The 19,423-nt window shown below is 52.2% G+C and carries 19 protein-coding genes and 1 pseudogene; 13 read left to right on the forward strand and 7 right to left on the reverse strand.

Translation table 11 applies throughout. The features are described 5' to 3' along the window. Nucleotides 1–85 precede the first annotated feature (85 nt). The 3 genes from MKY58_RS02395 (at nt 86) to MKY58_RS02405 (ending at nt 2,020) form a co-directional block, all read left to right on the forward strand. Complete coding sequence (locus MKY58_RS02395) at nt 86–340, forward strand: DUF2164 domain-containing protein (RefSeq protein WP_339323306.1); 255 nt, start codon at nt 86–88, stop codon at nt 338–340. Between the two features lie 128 nt (nt 341–468). Next, nucleotides 469–798: a four-helix bundle copper-binding protein gene (locus tag MKY58_RS02400; protein ID WP_339323307.1), complete on the forward strand. Its 330-nt coding sequence runs from the start codon at nt 469–471 to the stop codon at nt 796–798. A gap of 148 nt (nt 799–946) precedes the next feature. Further along, a complete protein-coding gene (locus tag MKY58_RS02405) occupies nt 947–2,020 on the forward strand; it encodes an SDR family oxidoreductase (protein ID WP_339323308.1) in 1,074 nt (357 codons plus the stop codon). A gap of 67 nt (nt 2,021–2,087) precedes the next feature. Here the strand turns inward: MKY58_RS02405 and MKY58_RS02410 are convergent, their stop codons facing one another. Further along, on the reverse strand, nt 2,088–2,462 hold the full coding sequence (locus MKY58_RS02410; RefSeq protein WP_339323309.1) for a helix-turn-helix domain-containing protein: 375 nt from the start codon (nt 2,460–2,462) through the stop codon (nt 2,088–2,090). Between the two features lie 133 nt (nt 2,463–2,595). Continuing rightward, complete coding sequence (locus MKY58_RS02415) at nt 2,596–3,912, reverse strand: bifunctional DedA family/phosphatase PAP2 family protein (protein ID WP_339323310.1); 1,317 nt, start codon at nt 3,910–3,912, stop codon at nt 2,596–2,598. Between the two features lie 172 nt (nt 3,913–4,084). Between MKY58_RS02415 and MKY58_RS02420 the strand changes: the two genes are divergently transcribed. Further along, on the forward strand, nt 4,085–4,504 hold the full coding sequence (locus MKY58_RS02420) for a hypothetical protein (RefSeq protein ID WP_339323311.1): 420 nt from the start codon (nt 4,085–4,087) through the stop codon (nt 4,502–4,504). A gap of 60 nt (nt 4,505–4,564) precedes the next feature. On the opposite strand, the gene MKY58_RS02425 is transcribed toward MKY58_RS02420, so the two are convergent. Then, on the reverse strand, nt 4,565–5,026 hold the full coding sequence (locus MKY58_RS02425) for a phage tail protein (RefSeq protein WP_339323312.1): 462 nt from the start codon (nt 5,024–5,026) through the stop codon (nt 4,565–4,567). A gap of 27 nt (nt 5,027–5,053) precedes the next feature. After that, nucleotides 5,054–5,533 carry a GyrI-like domain-containing protein gene (locus MKY58_RS02430; protein ID WP_339323313.1) on the reverse strand — a complete coding sequence of 160 codons (480 nt, stop codon included), beginning with the start codon at nt 5,531–5,533 and terminating at the stop codon, nt 5,054–5,056. A gap of 242 nt (nt 5,534–5,775) precedes the next feature. On the opposite strand from MKY58_RS02430, the gene MKY58_RS02435 reads away from it, so the two are divergent. From MKY58_RS02435 to MKY58_RS02450, 4 genes and pseudogenes are all read left to right on the forward strand, one after another. Continuing rightward, entirely contained in the window at nt 5,776–6,435 is a 660-nt protein-coding gene (locus MKY58_RS02435) for a peroxiredoxin-like family protein (RefSeq protein WP_339323314.1), read from the forward strand. 213 nt (nt 6,436–6,648) lie between these two features. After that, nucleotides 6,649–7,503 carry an RNA polymerase sigma factor SigJ gene (sigJ, locus tag MKY58_RS02440; RefSeq protein ID WP_339323315.1) on the forward strand — a complete coding sequence of 285 codons (855 nt, stop codon included), beginning with the start codon at nt 6,649–6,651 and terminating at the stop codon, nt 7,501–7,503. A 192-nt stretch (nt 7,504–7,695) separates the two neighbouring features. After that, on the forward strand, nt 7,696–8,892 hold the full coding sequence (locus MKY58_RS02445; RefSeq protein WP_339323316.1) for an FAD-dependent oxidoreductase: 1,197 nt from the start codon (nt 7,696–7,698) through the stop codon (nt 8,890–8,892). A gap of 153 nt (nt 8,893–9,045) precedes the next feature. Beyond that, nucleotides 9,046–9,135: pseudogene (locus MKY58_RS02450) on the forward strand (dihydrofolate reductase); the annotation flags it as partial. 296 nt (nt 9,136–9,431) lie between these two features. Here the strand turns inward: MKY58_RS02450 and MKY58_RS02455 are convergent. Further along, on the reverse strand, nt 9,432–10,310 hold the full coding sequence (locus MKY58_RS02455; protein ID WP_339325022.1) for a LysR family transcriptional regulator: 879 nt from the start codon (nt 10,308–10,310) through the stop codon (nt 9,432–9,434). A gap of 147 nt (nt 10,311–10,457) precedes the next feature. Between MKY58_RS02455 and zwf the strand changes: the two genes are divergently transcribed. Both zwf and fsa read left to right on the forward strand, forming a co-directional pair. Beyond that, nucleotides 10,458–11,993, forward strand: coding sequence for a glucose-6-phosphate dehydrogenase (gene zwf, locus MKY58_RS02460; protein ID WP_339323318.1), 1,536 nt, complete (start codon nt 10,458–10,460; stop codon nt 11,991–11,993). A 69-nt stretch (nt 11,994–12,062) separates the two neighbouring features. Continuing rightward, a complete protein-coding gene (fsa, locus tag MKY58_RS02465) occupies nt 12,063–12,728 on the forward strand; it encodes a fructose-6-phosphate aldolase (protein ID WP_036707271.1) in 666 nt (221 codons plus the stop codon). Between the two features lie 121 nt (nt 12,729–12,849). Here fsa and MKY58_RS02470 read toward each other — a convergent pair whose 3' ends face one another. Both MKY58_RS02470 and MKY58_RS02475 read right to left on the reverse strand, forming a co-directional pair. Further along, a complete protein-coding gene (locus MKY58_RS02470; protein WP_339323319.1) occupies nt 12,850–14,205 on the reverse strand; it encodes a sodium-dependent transporter in 1,356 nt (451 codons plus the stop codon). Nucleotides 14,206–14,375: 170 nt separating this feature from the next. Next, nucleotides 14,376–15,437, reverse strand: coding sequence for a LacI family DNA-binding transcriptional regulator (locus MKY58_RS02475; protein WP_339325023.1), 1,062 nt, complete (start codon nt 15,435–15,437; stop codon nt 14,376–14,378). Nucleotides 15,438–15,954: 517 nt separating this feature from the next. Here MKY58_RS02475 and MKY58_RS02480 point away from each other — a divergent pair. Genes MKY58_RS02480 through MKY58_RS02490 form a run of 3 tightly spaced genes read left to right on the forward strand, consistent with a single transcriptional unit; the run spans nt 15,955 to nt 19,393 of the window. Continuing rightward, nucleotides 15,955–16,839, forward strand: coding sequence for an ABC transporter permease subunit (locus tag MKY58_RS02480; protein WP_339325024.1), 885 nt, complete (start codon nt 15,955–15,957; stop codon nt 16,837–16,839). Between the two features lie 16 nt (nt 16,840–16,855). Beyond that, nucleotides 16,856–17,737 carry a carbohydrate ABC transporter permease gene (locus MKY58_RS02485; RefSeq protein WP_339323320.1) on the forward strand — a complete coding sequence of 294 codons (882 nt, stop codon included), beginning with the start codon at nt 16,856–16,858 and terminating at the stop codon, nt 17,735–17,737. 57 nt (nt 17,738–17,794) lie between these two features. Continuing rightward, complete coding sequence (locus MKY58_RS02490; RefSeq protein ID WP_339323321.1) at nt 17,795–19,393, forward strand: ABC transporter substrate-binding protein; 1,599 nt, start codon at nt 17,795–17,797, stop codon at nt 19,391–19,393. The last annotated feature ends 30 nt before the right edge of the window (nt 19,394–19,423 follow it).

Below are 19,423 nucleotides of genomic sequence, written 5' to 3' on the forward strand. Positions count from 1 at the left end.
TTTGTATTATGTTTGCTTGGACGTTCCGTAATAAATAGGCGTGGCGCAAACCCCGACAATCGAGGACAAAGGGAGGACGTTCATTTTGGTCATCAAAATTTCCAGGGAACAAAAGGCTGTTATTGCCGATAAAGTGCAGGCTTACTTCGAGGAGGAGCGTTCCGAAAGCATCGGTCGGCTGGCGGCGGAACAGATCATAGATTTTATGATCGGCGAACTCGGACCGTTTATTTATAATCAGGGCATCGCAGATGCCAGGGCTATGATCGCCGAGAAGACCGCTCAGATCGACGACGAACTGTACGCGCTCGAGAAGCCGGTTTTTCAACGGGGACGCTAGCATGGTGAGCGCCATTAAAAAATAAAGCGGGAGGCTATCGTTTGTTCCCGTTCGCTTTTGGGTAAAAACTACCTGACGCAGCTTGGATGATCAGGCTGCAAGCATTTATGCGAAGGTAGGTGGATAGGATGTCCCAAGAGCAAATGCAACAATGCATTGATGCATGTTTACAGTGTATGGTCGCCTGCAGCATCTGTTATGATGCCTGTCTGAAAGAAAATGACATCGGCAGGATGAGGGATTGCATCCGCTTGGACCGCGAGTGCGCGGACATGTGCGAGCTGGCGGCTAAATCCATATCCCAAGGCAGTCCTTTCGTTCGGGAAATATGCGTGTTATGTGCCGACATTTGCGATGCATGCGGAAAAGAGTGCGAAAAACATATGCACGAGCACTGCAAACATTGCGCGGAAGCCTGTTTTGCTTGCGCGCAGGCATGCCGGAACATGGCGGCTTGACGGATAGGAAAAAGGGCGGAATCGGGTTGGCGGCGCTCCTTGGTTACAAAATAGTGCTTATATGACTTGAAAGTGCGTACTTCGCAAAGAGATGTTTTCGATGCACAATGGGAGCATATCAAGCACAGCCAAAAGGAGCTGAATTGCCATGAATCACCCGTCTGTCCATCAAGAACGTAAAGTCGCGCTGGTCATCGGCGCCAACGGCGTCATCGGCCGCAACCTGATCGATTATCTGACGACGCTGCCGGATTGGGATATCATCGGCGTATCCCGCAGGGGAGGGGAGAATACCGATCGGGTCCGCTACGTGGCCGCTGATCTGCTGGATCAAGAGGATACGCGAAAAAAGCTGGGAGGTTTGTCCGAGGTTACCCATCTGTTTTACGCGGCTTTTCAAGACCGTCCGACCTGGGCGGAGCTGGTCGCGCCGAATCTGGCCATGCTGACGAACAGCGTGGAGGCCGTCGAAGCGGCTGCTCCGGGCTTGCGGCATATCAGTTTGATGCAGGGATACAAAGTGTACGGAGCGCATTTGGGTCCGTTCAAAACCCCGGCCCGGGAGACGGACGCCGGCCATATGCCGCCCGAATTTAACGTGGATCAGCAAAATTACCTGGAAAAGCGGCAGCCAGGGAAGTCGTGGACTTGGTCGGCGCTGCGCCCCTCCGTCGTTGCGGGTTTTGCGCTCGGCAATCCGATGAACCTTGCGATGGTGATCGCGGTGTATGCCTCCATCTCGAAAGAGCTGGGCATCCCGCTCCGTTTTCCGGGCAAGCCGGGGGCATATCACACCTTAATGGAAATGACGGATGCAGGGCTGCTCGCGAAAGCGACGGTGTGGGCCGCAACGGATCCGCGCTGCGCCAATCAGGCGTTTAATATCAATAACGGGGATTTGTTCCGCTGGAACGAAATGTGGCCGAAAATCGCCGGTTATTTTGGTCTCGAGACGGCTCCCCCGCTGCAAATGCCGCTGGAGGTCGTCATGGCGGACAAAGAACCGCTGTGGAATGAAATGGTGAAGAAGCACGGACTTGCGCCGCATTCCTATCAGGAAGTGTCCTCCTGGCGGTTTGGCGACTTCGTGTTTTCCTGGGACTATGACTTTTTCGCCGACGGCTCCAAAGCCCGCCGTTTCGGTTTTCATGAGTTCGTGGATACGGAAGAGATGTTTATGGGCATATTTGACGAATTGCGCCGCCGTAAAGTCATACCTTAACGGCAGGGCGTAACCCAAAAAAGGCTGTTCCCATGCCGGCTTCAACGGGAACGGCCTTTATGCGTTTTTACCGGGAGGCTTCGAGCTCGCGGCTTTGCAGGACGACGGCTTTGCCGTCGTATTTTTGTTCGATGTGGGTGTCCCCCCAGCGGCACATCATGTACAAAATGTCTTTCAGCGTCCAGCCGTATTCGGTCAGCTCGTATTCGACTTTGGGCGGCACCTCGTTATAGACGATCCGGGAGATGACGCCTTCGTCCTCTAGTTCCCGAAGATGCTGCGTCAGCATTTTTTGGGTGATGGACGGAATCAGTTTCATGAGCTCGCTGTTGCGCTTTTTTCCGAACGTCAGATGAAAAAGGATCACGGGCTTCCACTTGCTGCCGATGACCTCAAGCGTGGCTTCCACTGCCGTATTGAACACTTTTACGGGTTCTTCCATGCTATTCTCCTCCCATCGATCGGATCATCATAGAACAATATAGCACGAAAATAACCCTTTATGGCAGGATCTCTCGTACCGGGATCGCGTTTTTTTGCCGCGTCGAGGGCATTGGCCTGTTGTCCCTTTTGGATCAGGCGCGCGGGCCGTCCGTTTTTTCGCCCTCTTTTTTATTTTTTTGAAGCATCCTCAAAATTTCGAGCAGCAAGACGTTTAAACTGATCCACACCCCTCCAAAAACGTACCCTGCAACCACGTCGCTCGGAAACTGCGTACCGAAATAGACGCGGCTCGTTCCGATCAGGACGCATACCAGGATGACGATGAGGGTCACGGGAATCGCCACCGCGCTTTTGCCCGCATGACGGAGCAGCAGAAAGGCGGAAAAGCCGTAGATCGTCACCGCGGTGAGCGTATCCTCGCTCGGAAACGTGTTGATCCATTGATGGCCGGATACGACCGGGCCGGGACGATGGAACAACGCGCGCAGCCCCTCATCAAGCAGCTCGCCGGAGGTGAGAACCCAAAGGAAAAACGACAGCTCCAGCAGCTTTTTCCGGGATTTGAACAATACCCATAACGCCGTCACCAAGATCACGGAAGCATAAAGAACATCGGAGCCCAGCGCGGCGAAAAATTCCATCGGCTGCCGCCACTCCGGCCCGAACAGCGCAAGGATGATGTAGGAGGCGATCTCGTCGAATTGGCTGAATTCCTGCGCCAAAAAGTCCTGAATGAGCCCGAGCATCAATGAAACACATGTCACAAACACCACAAACGCGACCAAAACCAGAAAGCGGACTTTGCCCAGCGAGTTGAAATGGCGTATTCCCTTTTGAATTAGAGACCCGATCGATTCCAGCAAACGTTGTTTATTTTTTCGGTATAAATAGATCAAGGCGCCCAGTACTGCGGACAAAATCCCGAATATCACCATATAACGATTTACGGTTTTGTGATACATCTCCCACTTGGGGCCAAGCACTCTTCCGAGCGAAATGAACAGACTGACCCAAAACACCGCGCCGGGGAGCGCATATACCGCGTATTTTCTGAACGGCATCCGGGTGATCCCGCAAAAATAACCGGTGATATGCCTGACGCCGGGGATAAAATATGCGACAAACAGCAGTTTGTTTCCGTATTTCTCGAACCAGCTGGTCATCTTGGCGAGCCGTTCTTCTCCCAAATGAATACGTTCGCCGTATTTGGTCACGAGCGTATTGCCGAAGCGGTAACCGATCCAATAAGATAACGTAACGCCGGCCGAAACCCCCAATCCCGCCGCAACGATGCTTATTAGCCAGTTCAATTTTCCTTCAAAGACAAGCAGACCGGTGTAGCTCATCATCATTTCGCCGGGAAGGGGCAAAGCAAGCATCTCTAAAAATAAGGCCGTAAAAATCAGCGCGTAACCGTATTGTTCAAGCCAAGAAGTTATGCTTACCATAGAATGCCCTCCTTTCCAGTAGTCTGCTCTGAGGATCGTCATTCCATCCGGTCAGGAAGGTGGAAAGGGCAGACCGTACTTACATTTTTTTTGGTATATAATTAAATGGCTTTACTATCCATATATGGTTAAAATGAAATCATTCATCCGAAAGAATGGGGGGATTACATTTATGAAAATGAACCAACGGGGCATCCTGAAAAATTTTATTTATCTTGTTTTTATTGTCGCTTTTTTCGCATTAGGAAGTATGTTAATAGAAAACCATCTTGAGCAAGTAAAAACAACCTATCGTTTTAGTCCTGTATATGTGACGATCATCTCCATCGTGTTTTTTGGAGGCATTGGCGTTTTGCTAGGCCTTGGCAGCAGGGATCGGCGAACCGGGGGCACGATACTGATCGATAAATCAAGGCTGTTGTTGCTGACTTTACCGTCTTTGGTCGTTTCTTTGAGTTATGTCTGGGTTCATCTAGGTTTATTTAAATGGAATCCATCGATCGCCGCATATATCGCAACAAATCATTATATTGTTATCGTCTCCTGCATCATTATGGGGCATTCCCTGATCACTAGTTTTAGAAAGCAATGAGCAAACGGGCGACAAAAATAACAGCACCCTCGATTTGGATGGAGAGGTGCTGTTCATTATTTAATATTCACCTTTAATGACAAAAAACGAACCCCGGATGGTTCCAGCCAGTTTGGATTTCTGCCGGGCAAATTTAAAATTCCCTAATTCTTTTGGTACCTCCATTCCCTCCGAAAGCTTAAAACCAACCGCCCGCTTCTTCGGGTCATCCACCGTATACATGACATTGAGGCCAAGGCCATCTTCATAAAAAACGTAAGTAAATTGGATGTTTTCCACTTGAAAGCGCGACGTTTCCAAAGGTTTGGCCGCAAACTCAATCCCACGTTCTTCTTTCAAAATCCGGTTCACATAATCAAGAGTCTCTTGGCTTTCGCTGGCGGGTACAACCGTAAATTCATGCTTGTATTTGTTCATAAAGTAACGGGCTTCATTCGCGCGCAAACCGGCAAGCGCTTCTGCCACGGGTGAAGACTCCAAACCAACCGTAGACACATTTTTAAAATCAACGATATAGGACATTTCTATTCCTCCTTATAGGGATCAATATTATTTTCTAACCACAGGAATCCACATTTCGCCAACAACGTTGCCGTTTCGCTGACCCATCTCAACCGTCGCGTTTGGTCCGCCGACATAGGCAAAATCCTTTGCTTCCGGCAATACTTGACCAAAGGCAATGCCGGCTAGCGTATTACTCAACTCTTCAGATGTCTTCGCTTCCCCTTTAACTACGAGGTATTCCCCCTTAGGGAATTGGATGATTCTCGATGCTTCGGGTAGCGATGCTTCTGTCATGACGCCGGCATAATACATCATCTTGTTGTTTACCGCTTCGTTCACGGCAAAAATGTAGTTATTTGCGGCGATGGCTTTTAAAGTGTCCAGTCTTCCGTCTTGTTCGACGGCCGACCAAAAGTCTGCTTTTTCCTTGTTTATGCCGGCAAAGTCTGTGTAATGGCTTTTAAGCTCCGTACCAATGCCCAAAACGGTAAAGCTGTCTTTTTCTTCAATCGTATAGTTTGCCATATTCAAAACCTACCTTTTCTTAAAATTAGTGCTTTCGCTTGGTTTTATCATAGCTCTAAATCATGTCAAAAAATGATACTGTTTAGTGGAGTAAGTCCATTTATCATAATCTAGTAAAACAGCTTTAACACATTCGCTAAGTTGTAAACGGCTGGCTCACGCGATTTTCTTTTCGATCCTATGTCACAAAACGGACCCCTGAATTGTTATATGGGCAAAACGTAAAAGGGAGTGTTGCGGGAATGGCGGTTAAAAAATTATTCGATCAAGCGAAGGAAGCTTTTATCGTCAAAGCGCCTGAAGAGGTGCAAGTGCAGGTTTTTCGGCACATAAAGGAGCAGCAGGAGTCCGGCATCGTTTTCGGTTTAAAGGAGGGGGACGAAGCGCCGAATTTTACGCTGGCCAATCCGCTAGGTGAGCAAGTGAACTTATATGACGAGCTTGCCAAAGGGCCGGTCGTTCTGACCTTCTACCGCGGCAGCTGGTGTCCGTTCTGCAATATCCAGCTCAGGGCTTATCAACAATTGCTGCCGGATATTAAGAAACTTGGCGGCCAGCTGATTGCCGTTTCTCTGCAAAGCCCGGACAACTCGCTGTCGCATAAAGAGAAGGAAGAGCTGACCTTCCAGGTGCTGAGCGATTTGAACGGCCGTGTCGCCGATAGCTACCGAATTCTCTATGAACTGCCCGATTACCTGCAGAACACCTACACCAAGTTCGGTATGGATCTCACCGAGTTCAACCAAACCGATCGTTGGATTTTGCCGCTTACGGCGACGTTTATTATAGATAAAAAAGGAGTCATTCGTCGCACGCACGTCGATCCGGACTTCATGACACGCATGGAGCCCCGGGAAATCATCGACCAGTTGAAAAAAATCTATGAGCAGCATGAAAGATAAGCAGCATCGTGCAGTTTCGGATGCTAACAAAGGGGCTGTCCCAAAATGTCATCGTTATTGACAGAGGGGCGGCTCCTTTTTATGGATCGGACAAATTTTCAGCGGGCGTCGATAGCCCCCCTTTTTTTCTTGACGCGGACGTGGTTTTTTATGGAAAATGGGAGAGGCGGTGTTGGATGACGCAAGTATGCCTTGGAAAAGGAGGGACGGCGAATGGAAGAACTGTACGATCAGTATAGAGCACTGCTGTTTACCCTGGCTTATCAGTTGACAGGCTCTGCGGCAGACGCGGAAGATGCGTTGCAGGACGTGTTTTTAAAGGCGTATGACGTGCATCCCGAACGTTTGGAGCAGCCGAAGGCGTATTTGTGCAAAATGGTAACCAATCACTGCATCAATCTTCAGAAGTCGGCGCGGAAGAAAAGGGAAATGTACGTCGGCCCGTGGCTCCCCGAACCGATTCGGACGCCGGAGGCGAATTCGGTCGAGACGGCGGTCGTCCGTCGCGATTTGCTGTCATACGGCATGCTCGTGCTTTTGGAGAGGTTGACGCCGACAGAGCGGGCTGTTTTCGTCCTCCGCGAGGCGCTTGGCTTCGATTATCCGGAAATCGCCGAACTGCTCGGCAAGCAAGAGGCAAATTGCCGCAAGCTGATGAGCCGGGCAAGAAGCAAGTTGGAAATATCGGAGGAGGAGACGGTCGCGGCCGAAGCGGTCGAAATGGAATGGGTTGGCCGGTTCCTGGCATCTCTTGAACAAGGCAACGTTGATCATGTCATGTCCCTGTTGACCGAAGATGTCATGCTTGTCTCCGATGGAGGCGGAAAAGTCAGAGCTTTGAAGCGTCCGATCCAAACGCGCGATCATGTGGCTCGAATCCTATGTATGTTGTCCCAGGCAAAACTCAGCTTCGAGGTTGCCCCTCTGAACGGGGAGACCGGTATAATACTCCGTTCGGGCGACGAAACTCTGGCAGCTATGTTTATACGACGCCGACACGAAAAATATGCCGGAATCTACATGGTACGAAACCCTGATAAGCTTACCCGGATTCACGAAGTGATTTGAGATGTCCCCCTAACGATCAGGAATTAAATTGAAGGCAGCCGACCTCATATGGTCAGCTGCCTTTTTTAACTATCGGGCCCGATTGATTCGCGGATTAAACGGGCGTATGCCAAGGTTAGTCCGCTCCTTTCCAGTGTCACAAATCTGAGGCTTGCATTGTTATATGTGCAAAACGTAAAGGAGCTGAGGAATATGAGCGATTTCACATGCATCATCATCGGGGGCGGCCATGCAGGGCTTGCCGCGCTCAAAGCAATAAAAGAAACGACCCGGGGCGCGGCGAACGGACGGCGGATTCGGTTTGTTCTGATCGACAAGCAGCCCGGTCATGTGCGCAAAGTGCTGTTGTTCCGGCCGGCCGTGGGTGAGGAAGAGATTACGATCCCCTGGAAGCATTATGGTTTTTCGGAAGGGGTCGAATTCGTGCAAGGCATGGTTACGTTCGTGGACCGTGAGGAAAAACAGATTCGGTACACGGATGCGCAAGGAAAGGATGCCCGTATTCGTTATGACCTTTTGGTTGTAGCGGTCGGCAGCGTCGTTCGTCAGCCGGATGCCGACCAGGGCGGCATATCTTTAACTGATCAGCAAAACGCGGCGGCTATCCGGAAGCGCTGGCGCGCCAATCTACGGCAAGCTGTGGGCGAGACAAACCCTAAAAAACGAAAGCAACTGATGACAGCTGTAGTTGCAGGAGCCGGCATCAGCGGCATTGAGACATCCGCCGAGCTGGCGCTTGGGATGCAAAAGGAAGCATCGTCGCTAGGGCTGAATCCTTCCGATATCTCTGTCTATTTGCTGAGCGGGCAGGAACGTTTGTTCACGGAAGGACCAAGGAAGGTAGGACGAAAATTGGATCGCATCCTCAGCGAATGCGGGGTGACGGTGCTTTACAATCGTAAGGCGACCCGGGAAGAAGCCGGAGTGGTGACGCTCGACAACGGCGATCGCCTCGAGACCTCCCTATGTATATGGACGATCGGTCTGATTCCGAATCCGGCCCTTCGTACAATGGGCTTGCCACTTGCCCCTAATGGCCAGGTGCTAGTGGATGAATCTTACCGCGTTCAAGGGGCACCGGGCGTGTACAGCATTGGCGACTGTGCGAGAATCGTCGATCCCAAAAACGGGAAGGCCGCTCTGATGAGATGCGCAGAACTAGCGACACAGGAGCATCGACTGGGAAAAATCGTGATGGCCGATCTGGAAGGCCGCCCCGCGCCGGTCCACAAATCGGCGCCCTTGGATCTCTTCTGCATCGGACTGGGGGAAAATCGCGGATTGGTGTGGGGACACAAATGGGGATTTCATATGATTATAACGGGAAAACCTGCGTGGAAATTCAGAAATGCTGCATGGAATGCAGGCAGCAAGCTTCGTTGGAGGTAAAGGGACAACATGGCGTCCGACTTCTTTGATGCGCGGAGGAATTGGATTACCGGTTGCGTTTTAATGTTTGGAGCGGCCCAAATTAGCAATCTTGTAATGTTGTAAAGTGTAGTTAATCGTAAGCATACCACATGAACAAAAGGAGAATTGACAATAAGAAAGCTTATTTTATTTTTGCATTCACCGCTTGACGGTTTTGTAGAGGGGCCAAACGGCGAAAGGGACATTGGCTGGCAATCATTTGTGATTTACTGTGCTCGGAGCCGCCACGGTCGGAAGGGTTTACTTATTAACCCGCCGCTGATGACGGCTGCGCTTCTTCGTCGTCATGTCCCGCATCACCCGTATGCGGCATGAGGCCCACGGGAACGATAACACAATATAGACATTTGAAGGCAGCCGGCCTTATTTGGTCGGCTGCCTTTCTTAATTTACGGACGGCAGGGTTCCTCTGTACAAAAGTGTCGCCCAATATACGATAAGTGACTAAGAAAAAAACGAGGCAGGAGTAATGGGCTGCCCGGTTTGCCGCGCCGCTTTTACGGCACCATCTCGATGAATTTGGTTGCCGCCGCGGAAATCGGGAGGTTGCGCATGACCATGATCCCGACTTTGGAGGGCGGAATTTCGACGTCCAGCTTGACCTCGAACAGCGAACCTTCCTTGAGTTCCTTGGAGACGAATTCCCGCGTGACGTAAGAAATGCCAAGCCCCCTGCGGGCAAACTCGATGAGCAGGTCGACGCTCCCCACCTCAATGTCGGGCTTCAGCTCGTGGCCGTATTTTTCGAACAGCTCGTTGATCGCCATTCGAACCCGGCTGTTGCGCGAAAACAAAATGATCGGATATTTCATCAGTTCTTCCATCGTCAGCGTCTGTCCGCTCAGCTCCGCATAACGTTCGCCGGCGACGAAGCAATCCTGAAGCTCGGTGCTTTCGGTAACTTCCAGCTGGGCATCCACGATCGGCATCCGCACGACCCCGAGGTCGATGCGGCCCTCCTTCAGGTAGGAGATGACCTCCGGCGTCGTGCCGTGCTTCAAATGCAGCTTGATGCCCGGATAACGCACGTGAAAGTCTTCCAGATACGGGAGGAGGTAATGCTTGAACAACGAATCGCTGCCGCCGATGCGAAGCTCGCCGCTTTCGAGGCTTTTGAGCGCTTCCATTTTTTCTTCGGCCAACGAAATGAGAATTTGGGACTGCTCGATATACGAAAAAAGAATTTTGCCTTCCTGCGTCAGCGACACGCCTTTGGCGTTGCGGTAAAAAAGCGTGAGGCCGACCCGCTCCTCCAGCTGCTTGATGGCATGGCTGACGCTGGGCTGGGTCAAGTACAGCGCCTTGGCCGCTTGCGTCAGGCTCCCCGTTTTGGCCGCCCAATAAAATACCTTATACAGCTCATAATTATTAGTCATAGACATGATCTATATCTCCTCAGAAATATATCAATTACGTGTATGGTACTTATTTGTATTATAGTGAATCCAAGACATAGAAACCAGAGTGGAACCGGCGAAGTCTTCACCCTCGTCCCCAAGCTCTGAAGGAGGGAGAAAATCGAAATGAATCCTACCACTTTCGTATTGTTTGGAGCCACCGGAGATTTGGCCAAGCGCAAAATCTACCCGGCTTTATACCATTTATATATCCACGGAAAACTGCCTGCGTCTTTTTCAGTAGTTGGACTTGGGCGAAAAGAATTGACCGACGAGACGTTCCGCGCGCACGTCAAGCAATCCCTGCATGATTTTTACCGTCTGGAGGTCCAAGAGGGCGACACGCTGCAAGCCTTTTTGGGTTTGTTCGGCTTTCATGTCCTGCATATCGACCGCGGGGAGCATTTTGTTCAGTTGAAGGAACGGGTGGAGCGCTGGGAGAAGGAAGTAGGAGGAGCGGCCAACCGCTTGTTTTATTTGTCCGTCGCCCCGGACTTCTTCGGCACGGTCGCGTCGCAAATCGAGCAAAGCGGCCTGGGCAGCGTCACGGGCTGGAAAAGGCTCGTCATCGAGAAGCCCTTCGGGCATGATCTTGCTTCGGCGCGCGAACTCGACAGCCAACTCAGCCAGGCGTTTACCGAGGACGAAATTTACCGGATCGACCATTACCTCGGCAAACCGATGGTTCAGCGGCTTGAAGCGCTCAAACAAGCGAACCCTGTCATTCAGGCGCTGTGGACCAGCCGCTACATCGCGAACGTCCAGATCACGGCCGACGAAACGGTCGGTGTGGAAGACCGCGCCGGTTATTACGACAAGGCGGGGGCTATTCGGGACATGTTCCAAAACCATATGCTCCAGCTGCTTATGATGTTGTCGATTCATGTTTCGAACAGCAACGCTACGGCCGAAGATATCCGACTGAAGAAAAAGAACGTGTTGGAAGCCTTGGAGCCGCTGTCCAGACAGGACGTGCACACGCGCATCGTGCGCGGCCAATATACGGCGGGATCCATCCAGGGCAAGCCGGTGCCAGGGTATACTTCCGAGCCGGGCATTTCGCCCGATTCGACGAACGATACGTTTATTGCGGCCAAGCTGAACATCGACAATTATTACTGGCGGGGCGTGCCGTTTTATATCCGGACGGGCAAACGCCTGAAATCGAAAAATACGCGGATCGTGATCGAATTCAAGGAGCCGCTCCGCTCCTCGGCTTCCGCGGAGGATTCGAGCGTGCCGAACCTGCTGGTGTTCGAGATCGGCCCGAACGAAGGCATCACGCTGCAGCTGAATACGAAAGACCCGCATCATAAAGACGAATTCAAGCCGGTTCATATCGACATGTTCCCGGACCGCGCAGAAGCGCAGGAGGCTTACGAAACGCTGATTCATGACGCGCTGAACGGCGATTCCACGTTTTTCGTGCATTCGGATGAAGTCGATTTGTCCTGGCAGTGGGTTCAGCCGATCCTTGAAGCGTTTGAAGCGGGCGAAGTGCCGCTTTATCCGTATCCTGCAGGTTCCCACGGTCCGGAGGCCGCCAACGAGCTGCTTGCCCGGGACGGATTCCACTGGTGGTTCGACGAACCGTCCGAACAGGAGGCGGCAAATGCCGCAGAGGCGCGGAAGCAGCCTGTTGAGCATGTCACGGCCAGCTGATTAAAGCAAAACGGATCACCTAATCCAACATAAAACGATGAAAAGAACATTTTCGGGAGGTTGTATTTCATGAAATTTTTTATTGATACCGCCAATTTGCAGGATATCCAATCCGCTTACAAAATCGGAGTGTTGTCCGGCGTGACGACGAACCCGTCCCTGGTCGCCAAAGAAGGCGTCAAATTCGAGGACCGCATCGCCGAAATTTGCCAGGCCGTTCCTGAAGTCGAATCGGTGTCCGCCGAAGTGACGCCGGATGCGGAAACCGCCGAAGAGATGATCGCGCAGGCCAACGAGTTGATCAAAATCAACGGCAACGATCCGAAAATCACGATCAAGCTGCCGATGACCCTGGCGGGTCTGGAAGCCTGCCGTTATCTGTCCCGGAAAGGCGTCAAAACGAACGTTACCCTGATCTTTACGGTCAATCAGGCGCTGCTTGCGGCCCGTGCCGGAGCAACATACGTATCGCCTTTCCTGGGCCGGCTCGATGACATTTCGGAAGACGGCGTGCTGCTGGTGGACAAAATCGCGCAGCTGTTCCGCACCCATAACCTCGACACGCAAATCATCGCCGCATCGGTCCGTCATCCGGACCATGTTACCCGCGTAGCGATGGCGGGCGCCCATATCGCGACGGTGCCGTTCTCCGTCATTGCGCAGCTGGCGAAACACCCGCTGACCGACCAAGGCCTCGTCAAATTTGCGGCCGACTGGAAGAGCAGCGTGAAGTAATTCTACAAATGAAAAAAGGCAATCTCCGCGGTGCTGTCCAAGACAGACCGGGAGATTGCCTTTCTTTTTTACCCTTGTTATGCGATACGCATGCGAGGATGGTGTCTCGAGAGGCGTTCCCTTATTTGAGCTTGATGACGCCGGTCGTGTGCAGAAGCACGAGCACGACAAGGATCGGAGCGATGTACCGCAGCATGAACAGCCATACCCGGAACCATCCGGATTTGAGGCCGGCCGCTTCCGCGGCTCCCTTCCAGAAGTACCCCGCAAACAGGGTGGTGATCAGGCCGCCCACCGGAAGCAGGATGTTGGAGGCGATAAAATCGAGCCAGTCGAAAAAGTTTTTGCTGCCCATGTGCGTAAAGGCCGGCACGATGCCGAAGGACAAGGCCGAAGGAAGGCCGACCAGCAGCACGAGCACCGAGATGATCAGAACGGACTTCATGCGGCTCCAGCCCCAGCGGTCCATCGCAAAGGAGACGGGAACCTCCAGCAGCGATACCGCCGACGTCAGCGCCGCGATCGCCAGCAAAATGAAAAACAGTCCCCCGAAAAACGCGCCGAACGGCATGGCCGAAAAGGCGGCCGGCAGGGCGATAAACACGAGGCTTGGCCCGGAGTCGGGCGCGATCCCGAAGGAAGCGGTGGTCGGGAAAATGATGAGCCCGGCAATGAAGGCATAGATCAGGTCGCCTGCCCCGATCGCGATTGTCGCCGCCCCGAGCGATTGGCGCTTGTCCACGTACGCCCCGTATGTCAGCAAAATGCCCATCCCCAGCGACAGGGAGAAGAAGGCATGTCCAAGAGCGACCAAAGCGGATTCCGCGTTTAATTTCGAAAAATCGGGTTTCAGGAAAAACGATACTCCTTCGCCCGCACCCGGCAATGTAACGGCACGGATCATCAACACGATCAGCAGGATGATCAGGCCGGGGATAAGGACCTTGTTGAATTTTTCGATGCCCCCGGAAATCCCTTTAACGACGACAAAACCCGTGATCGCAATGGCGATGACCTGCCAGACGATCGGCATATAGCCGCCGATAAAGCCGTTAAATTGACCCGTGAAATCCGTACTGTTGTACAAATGCCCGCTAAACGATTGTACCGCGTAATGAAGCGTCCAACCCGCCACGATGACGTAGAAGGTCAGGATCAGAAACGGGGCGATGATCTGCAGCAGGCCGAGACGGCCGAAGATTTTGGAGCCGCCGGCATTGACGAAGGAGGTCGCCGCGCTGCCCCGGCCGGCCCGTCCGATGGCGAGTTCAGCCAGCAGCACGGGCAAACCGATGATGATCAAGCAAACGATAAAAAGCAGAAAAAAAGCTGCACCGCCATTTTCGCCCGTGATGTACGGAAACTTCCACATGTTCCCGAGACCCACGGAGCTGCCGATGGCGGCAAGGATAAACCCTGCCGAGGAAAAACGTTCCTTTTTTCCCGACGCCGCTGGGTTTTTTGGTGGTGTTGTCATAGATGTTCCCCCAGTTTATTTTTGAAAGTTCCTTTTATTATATTTCATTTTAACCGCAAAGCCATATGAAAATCTTCCTAAAAAGCATATTGTGGATGCCTGAGGGCCTCTCCGGCGGTTCGGTGCACGGAATAAAAACCGGCTGCCTCCGGCTTTATTTGGGGCCTTGCTTACACCGTCGCCCCGGTCGACTCCCGCAAAATCGGCTTGGTCTGGATGTGCGTCACTTGGTAAGGCTGGGAAGGTTCCTTGATGCGGGAGAGCAGCATGTTCGCCGCGGCGATTCCCATTTCGTCGCTGTAAATATGGACCGTGGTGAGATGGGGTTCGATGATCCGGGACTCGGGCGCATTGTCGAAACCGGCCACCGCGATGTCGTCCGGCACGGCAACGTTACGGTTTTTCAAAGCTCTCATGACGTTGACCGCGATAAAATCGTTCGCGCATACGAACGCGGCCGGCAGCTCCTTGATTTGGCCGAGCCGTTTCTCCATCCAATCCGATTCCGAAGAAAACTCGCGGTCCGGATTCAGGATGCATTGGCCGGCATCCAGCCGGATTCCCGCCTCGGCCAACGCCCGGTTGAAGCCTGCCCAGCGCTCGTTGAAACTTTTGCAGTGGTTGTAGTCGCCGATGAAGCCCAAGGAGCCGCAGCCGCTTGCTATCAATGTTTTCGTCACGTCGTACGTGCTATGCTCGTTTTCCATCAGGAGCAAGTCGGCTTGCAGGGCAGGATAGGACATGTCGGCCGCGCAATCGATAAAAATAGTCGGGAGCCCGAGGCTCGTGATCAACTTGCTGTATTCCATGTCGAACAGCTCGATGCAGATGATGCCGTCCACCTTGGACGCCTCGAAATTGTTCGGCAGCTGCAAGGCGCTCCGCTCAATATCGCGCACGATATGGATCGAAAGGTTGTATCCTTCGGCGCTGATCCTTTTTTCGAGCCCGCTGATCAGCCGCGAGCCGAAGTGGGAGTTGCTCGGCATATTGGCGGTGAGCAGCGCGATATTTCCCGGGTTTTTGGTGATAAGGTTCTCGGATTCCATGTAGGCAAACTGCTTATATTTAAGCTCGATCGCTTTTTTGATGACTTTGTTCCGGGTTTCGCTCGGAATGCTGCCGCTGCCGTTCAGCGCTTTGGATGCCGTGTTCCTGGAAATGCCCAGCGCATCGGCTATATCTTGAATTGTGACTTTCTCTTTCGCCATGTATACGATTCCACCTCTAATAGTTTTGGTTATCGGCGTCCGATCCCCGTCGTCTTCTCTCTTTAATATACGTCAAATGTATAATAGTTTAGCTAAAATAGCAATGATGAATTTACAAATGCACAATTCGAATTTACATTTACACCATGAAATGACTTTGGCAATTATGGCCGTAGTTTGTTCGAAATCATAGAAATATGCATAATGCGATGGGGGATATTTTGGTTGGGCGATTCCTTGAAATGACGATCGTTTCCACTGATTTGTTACATTTCATGCTGATTTAAGTCATTTATGAACAAATTAAATTTGTCAATTGCACAAAAATTAATTTACAAAAGTTATTGACGAATCGGAAATTCGTTTGGTAAATTGTAAAGGCAGCAGTTCACAATCGTAACTTTGAAAGCACTTTCGGCCTGCTGCATGCACAACTTCTTGAAAGAATGGAGGTCAACGTTTGGAAAACACAGTGGAAGTCGATCGCAGGGGAGCGGCGCTGAGGCGGAGGAGTTCCACAGGACGGGTGCTTCATGAGATGAAAAAGCATTATTTTCTTTATCTTCTGCTCGCTCCGGCACTCGTACTGACCCTTATTTTCAAATACGTCCCGATGTACGGCGCCGTCATCGCGTTTAAGGATTTCAGCCCGATCAAGGGGATTATGGGCAGCGAATGGGTGGGATGGAAGCACTTCGAGAAGTTTCTGTACTCGCCGAATTTCGACGTCATTTTTATGAATACGCTTAAATTAAGCTTGTTCGGCCTTTTATGCAGCTTTCCCGTGCCGATCCTGCTCGCGCTGATGCTGAACCAGATCCGCAGGGCGTCCGTGAAAAAGAACGTGCAGCTCTTTTTATACGCCCCGAACTTTATATCGGTGGTCGTTATCGTCGGCATGCTGTTCATCTTTTTGTCGCCGACGGGCCCGATCAACCACCTTCTCGCGTGGATCACGGGAGAGCCGCTGATGTTCATGTCCGATCCGAAGTATTTCAGGTGGATTTACATTTTGTCGGATATTTGGCAGGGGGCCGGATGGGCATCGATCATTTACGTGGCGGCGCTGGCGAACGTCGATCCGGAGCTGCACAACGCGGCCAACCTGGACGGGGCGAATCTGCTGCAGCGGATCAGGCATATCGATCTTCCGACGATCCGGCCGATCATGGCGATCGTGTTTATTCTGGCGGCCGGCGGCATCATGTCGATCGGGTTCGAAAAGGCTTATCTCATGCAGACCTCGATGAACCTTCCGGCTTCGGAAATCATCGCCACGTACGTGTACAAGGTCGGCTTGCAGTCCGGCGATTACGCGTATTCCGCGGCGGTCGGACTGTTCAATTCCGTCATCAACGTCGTGCTGCTCGTTACCGTCAACCTGATCGTCAAAAAACTGAATGAAGGCGAAGGCCTCTACTAGGAAGGAGTTTTAGGTCATGGCCGTCAAACATTCCCGGTTCGACCGGTTGTTATTGTCCCTCAACGCCGTTGTTCTGGCGCTGGCCGTTCTGATTGTCGTCGTGCCTTTGGTGTACATCGTCGTCGCTTCGTTTATGGATCCGACCGTGCTGCTGAATCAGGGGCTGTCTTTTCGGTTCTCGGATTGGACCTTGGACGGATACAAAAAGATTTTGGAGAATCCGGCCATGCTGCGCGGGTTCGGCAATGCCGTCTTGTATTCCGCCGCGTTTGCCGTCGTCACCGTTGCCGTTTCGGTATTTGCCGGATATGCGCTTTCCCATGCCCAACTCGCCGGCCGCCGTTTTTTTATGACCTTGTTCGTGATCACGATGTTTTTCGGGGGCGGGCTGATTCCTACATACCTGCTCGTCAAGCAGCTGGGCATGCTGAACACCGTGTGGGCCGTCATCATTCCGGGCGCCGTCAACGTGTGGAACATCATCCTGTCGCGTACCTTTTTCAAAGGCGTGCCCAACGAGCTGAAGGAAGCGGCCAACGTCGACGGCGCTTCGGAGGCCGGCATCTTTTTCCGGATCGTGCTGCCGTTGTCCAAACCGATCATTTTTGTGCTGGCGTTGTATGCTTTCGTCGGACAATGGAATTCGTATTTTGACGCGATGATTTATTTGGAGGATGCGAAGCTGCATCCGCTGCAGCTGGTGCTGCGTTCGATTTTGATCCAAAATCAGGCGGCGCCGGGCATGATCAGCGACCAACTGGCCATGAACGAGCTGAAACGGCTGTCGGAAATGATCAAATATTCGGCGATCGTTATCTCCAGTCTCCCGCTGCTTGTGATGTACCCGTTTTTTCAGAAATATTTCGAAAAAGGTGTCCTGGTCGGTTCCTTGAAGTAAAGGCCGCCTGAACATCCATGGCAATGATCCATTCCTTACATTATGGAGGTCATAAAGATGAAGAAGGTAAAAAGAAAGCAAGCGATGGTCCACACGTTGTCCCTTTCCGCCTTGGCGGCGCTGCTGCTTCTATCGGGCTGCGGCGGGGGCGGAGGGGAAAGCAAGGAGCCGGTAGACGGCAAGGTGACGCTCCATTTCCTGACGCAAAGCTCGGCGCTCGCGCCGGCCGATCCGAACGACAAGCTGATCAACAAACGGCTGGAAGAAAAAACGGGCATCCATATCGATTGGAAAAACTACACGAACGACGTGTTTGCCGAAAAACGGAATTTGGCGGTGGCGAGCGGCGATTTGCCCGACGCGATTTTCGATGCCGGCTACGGCGACTACGATCTGCTGAAACTGGCAAAGGACGGGGTCATCATTCCGCTTGACGATTTGATCGAGCAGCATATGCCGAATTTCAAAAAGGTGCTCGAACAGGCTCCGGAATACAAAAAAATGATCACCGCTCCGGACGGGCATATCTATTCCTTCCCGTGGATCGAAGAGCTTGGTTCCGGGAAGGAGCGCATCCAGTCGGTGGACGATCTTCCGTGGATCAACGTCGAATGGCTGAAAAAGCTGGGGCTCGAGATGCCCAAAACGACCGATGAGCTGAAAAAGGTGCTGATCGCCTTCAAAACGCAGGACCCGAACGGCAACGGAAAAGCCGACGAAATCCCGTTATCATTCATTAATAAGCCGGGCGGCGAAGACCTGGCATTCCTGTACGGCTCCTTCGGGCTTGGCGAGAACTGGGACCACACCGTCGTGACGAATGACGGCAAGGTGGTGTTTACGGCGGCGCAGGACGGCTACAAAGAAGCGGTCAAGTTCATCCATGAGCTGTATCAGGAGGGCCTGGTCGACATCGAGGCGTTCCAGCAGGATTGGAACACTTATCTGGCCAAGGGCAAAGATCACCGCTACGGCTTGTATTTTACGTGGGACAAAGCCAACATTACCGGGGCGAACGATACGTATGACCTGATGCCGCCGCTGGCCGGCCCGAGCGGGGAAATCAATGTGACCAGAACGAACGGCATCGGGCTGGACCGCGGGCGGATGGTCATTACGAGCAGCAATAAGCATTTGGAGGAAACAGCCAAGTGGGTGGACCAGCTCTATGATCCTTTGCAGTCCGTCCAGAACAACTGGGGAACCTACGGGGACGAAACCCAGCAAAATATTTTTGAATTCGACGAAGCCAAAGGAATGCTGAAACATTTGCCTTTGGAAGGAACGGCTCCGGTCGAGCTTCGCCAAAAAACGAGCATTGCCGGCCCGCTGGCCATTTTGGACGAATATTACGGCAAATATACGACGATGCCGGATGATGCCGCATGGCGGCTTAAACTGCTGAAAGACGTGATGGTGCCGCATATGAAGGCGGAAAATACGTATCCGAACGTATTCTTTTCCATCGAAGACTTGGATCGGCTGTCGACCATTCAGGCGGATTTGTTCCCTTACGTGGAGCGGAAGCGGACCGAATGGTATCAAAACGGCAACATCGATCAGGAATGGGACGCCTATTTGAAAGAGCTGGACCGTCTCGGATTGCAGGAATGGCTGAAAATCAAGCAGGCGGGTTACGACCGGAACGCAAAATAACGGGCTTGAAACCGATAAAGGAATGCGGCC

The organism is Paenibacillus sp. FSL W8-0194 (genome assembly GCF_037969745.1).
GTDB lineage: Bacteria > Bacillota > Bacilli > Paenibacillales > Paenibacillaceae > Paenibacillus_AQ > Paenibacillus_AQ cookii.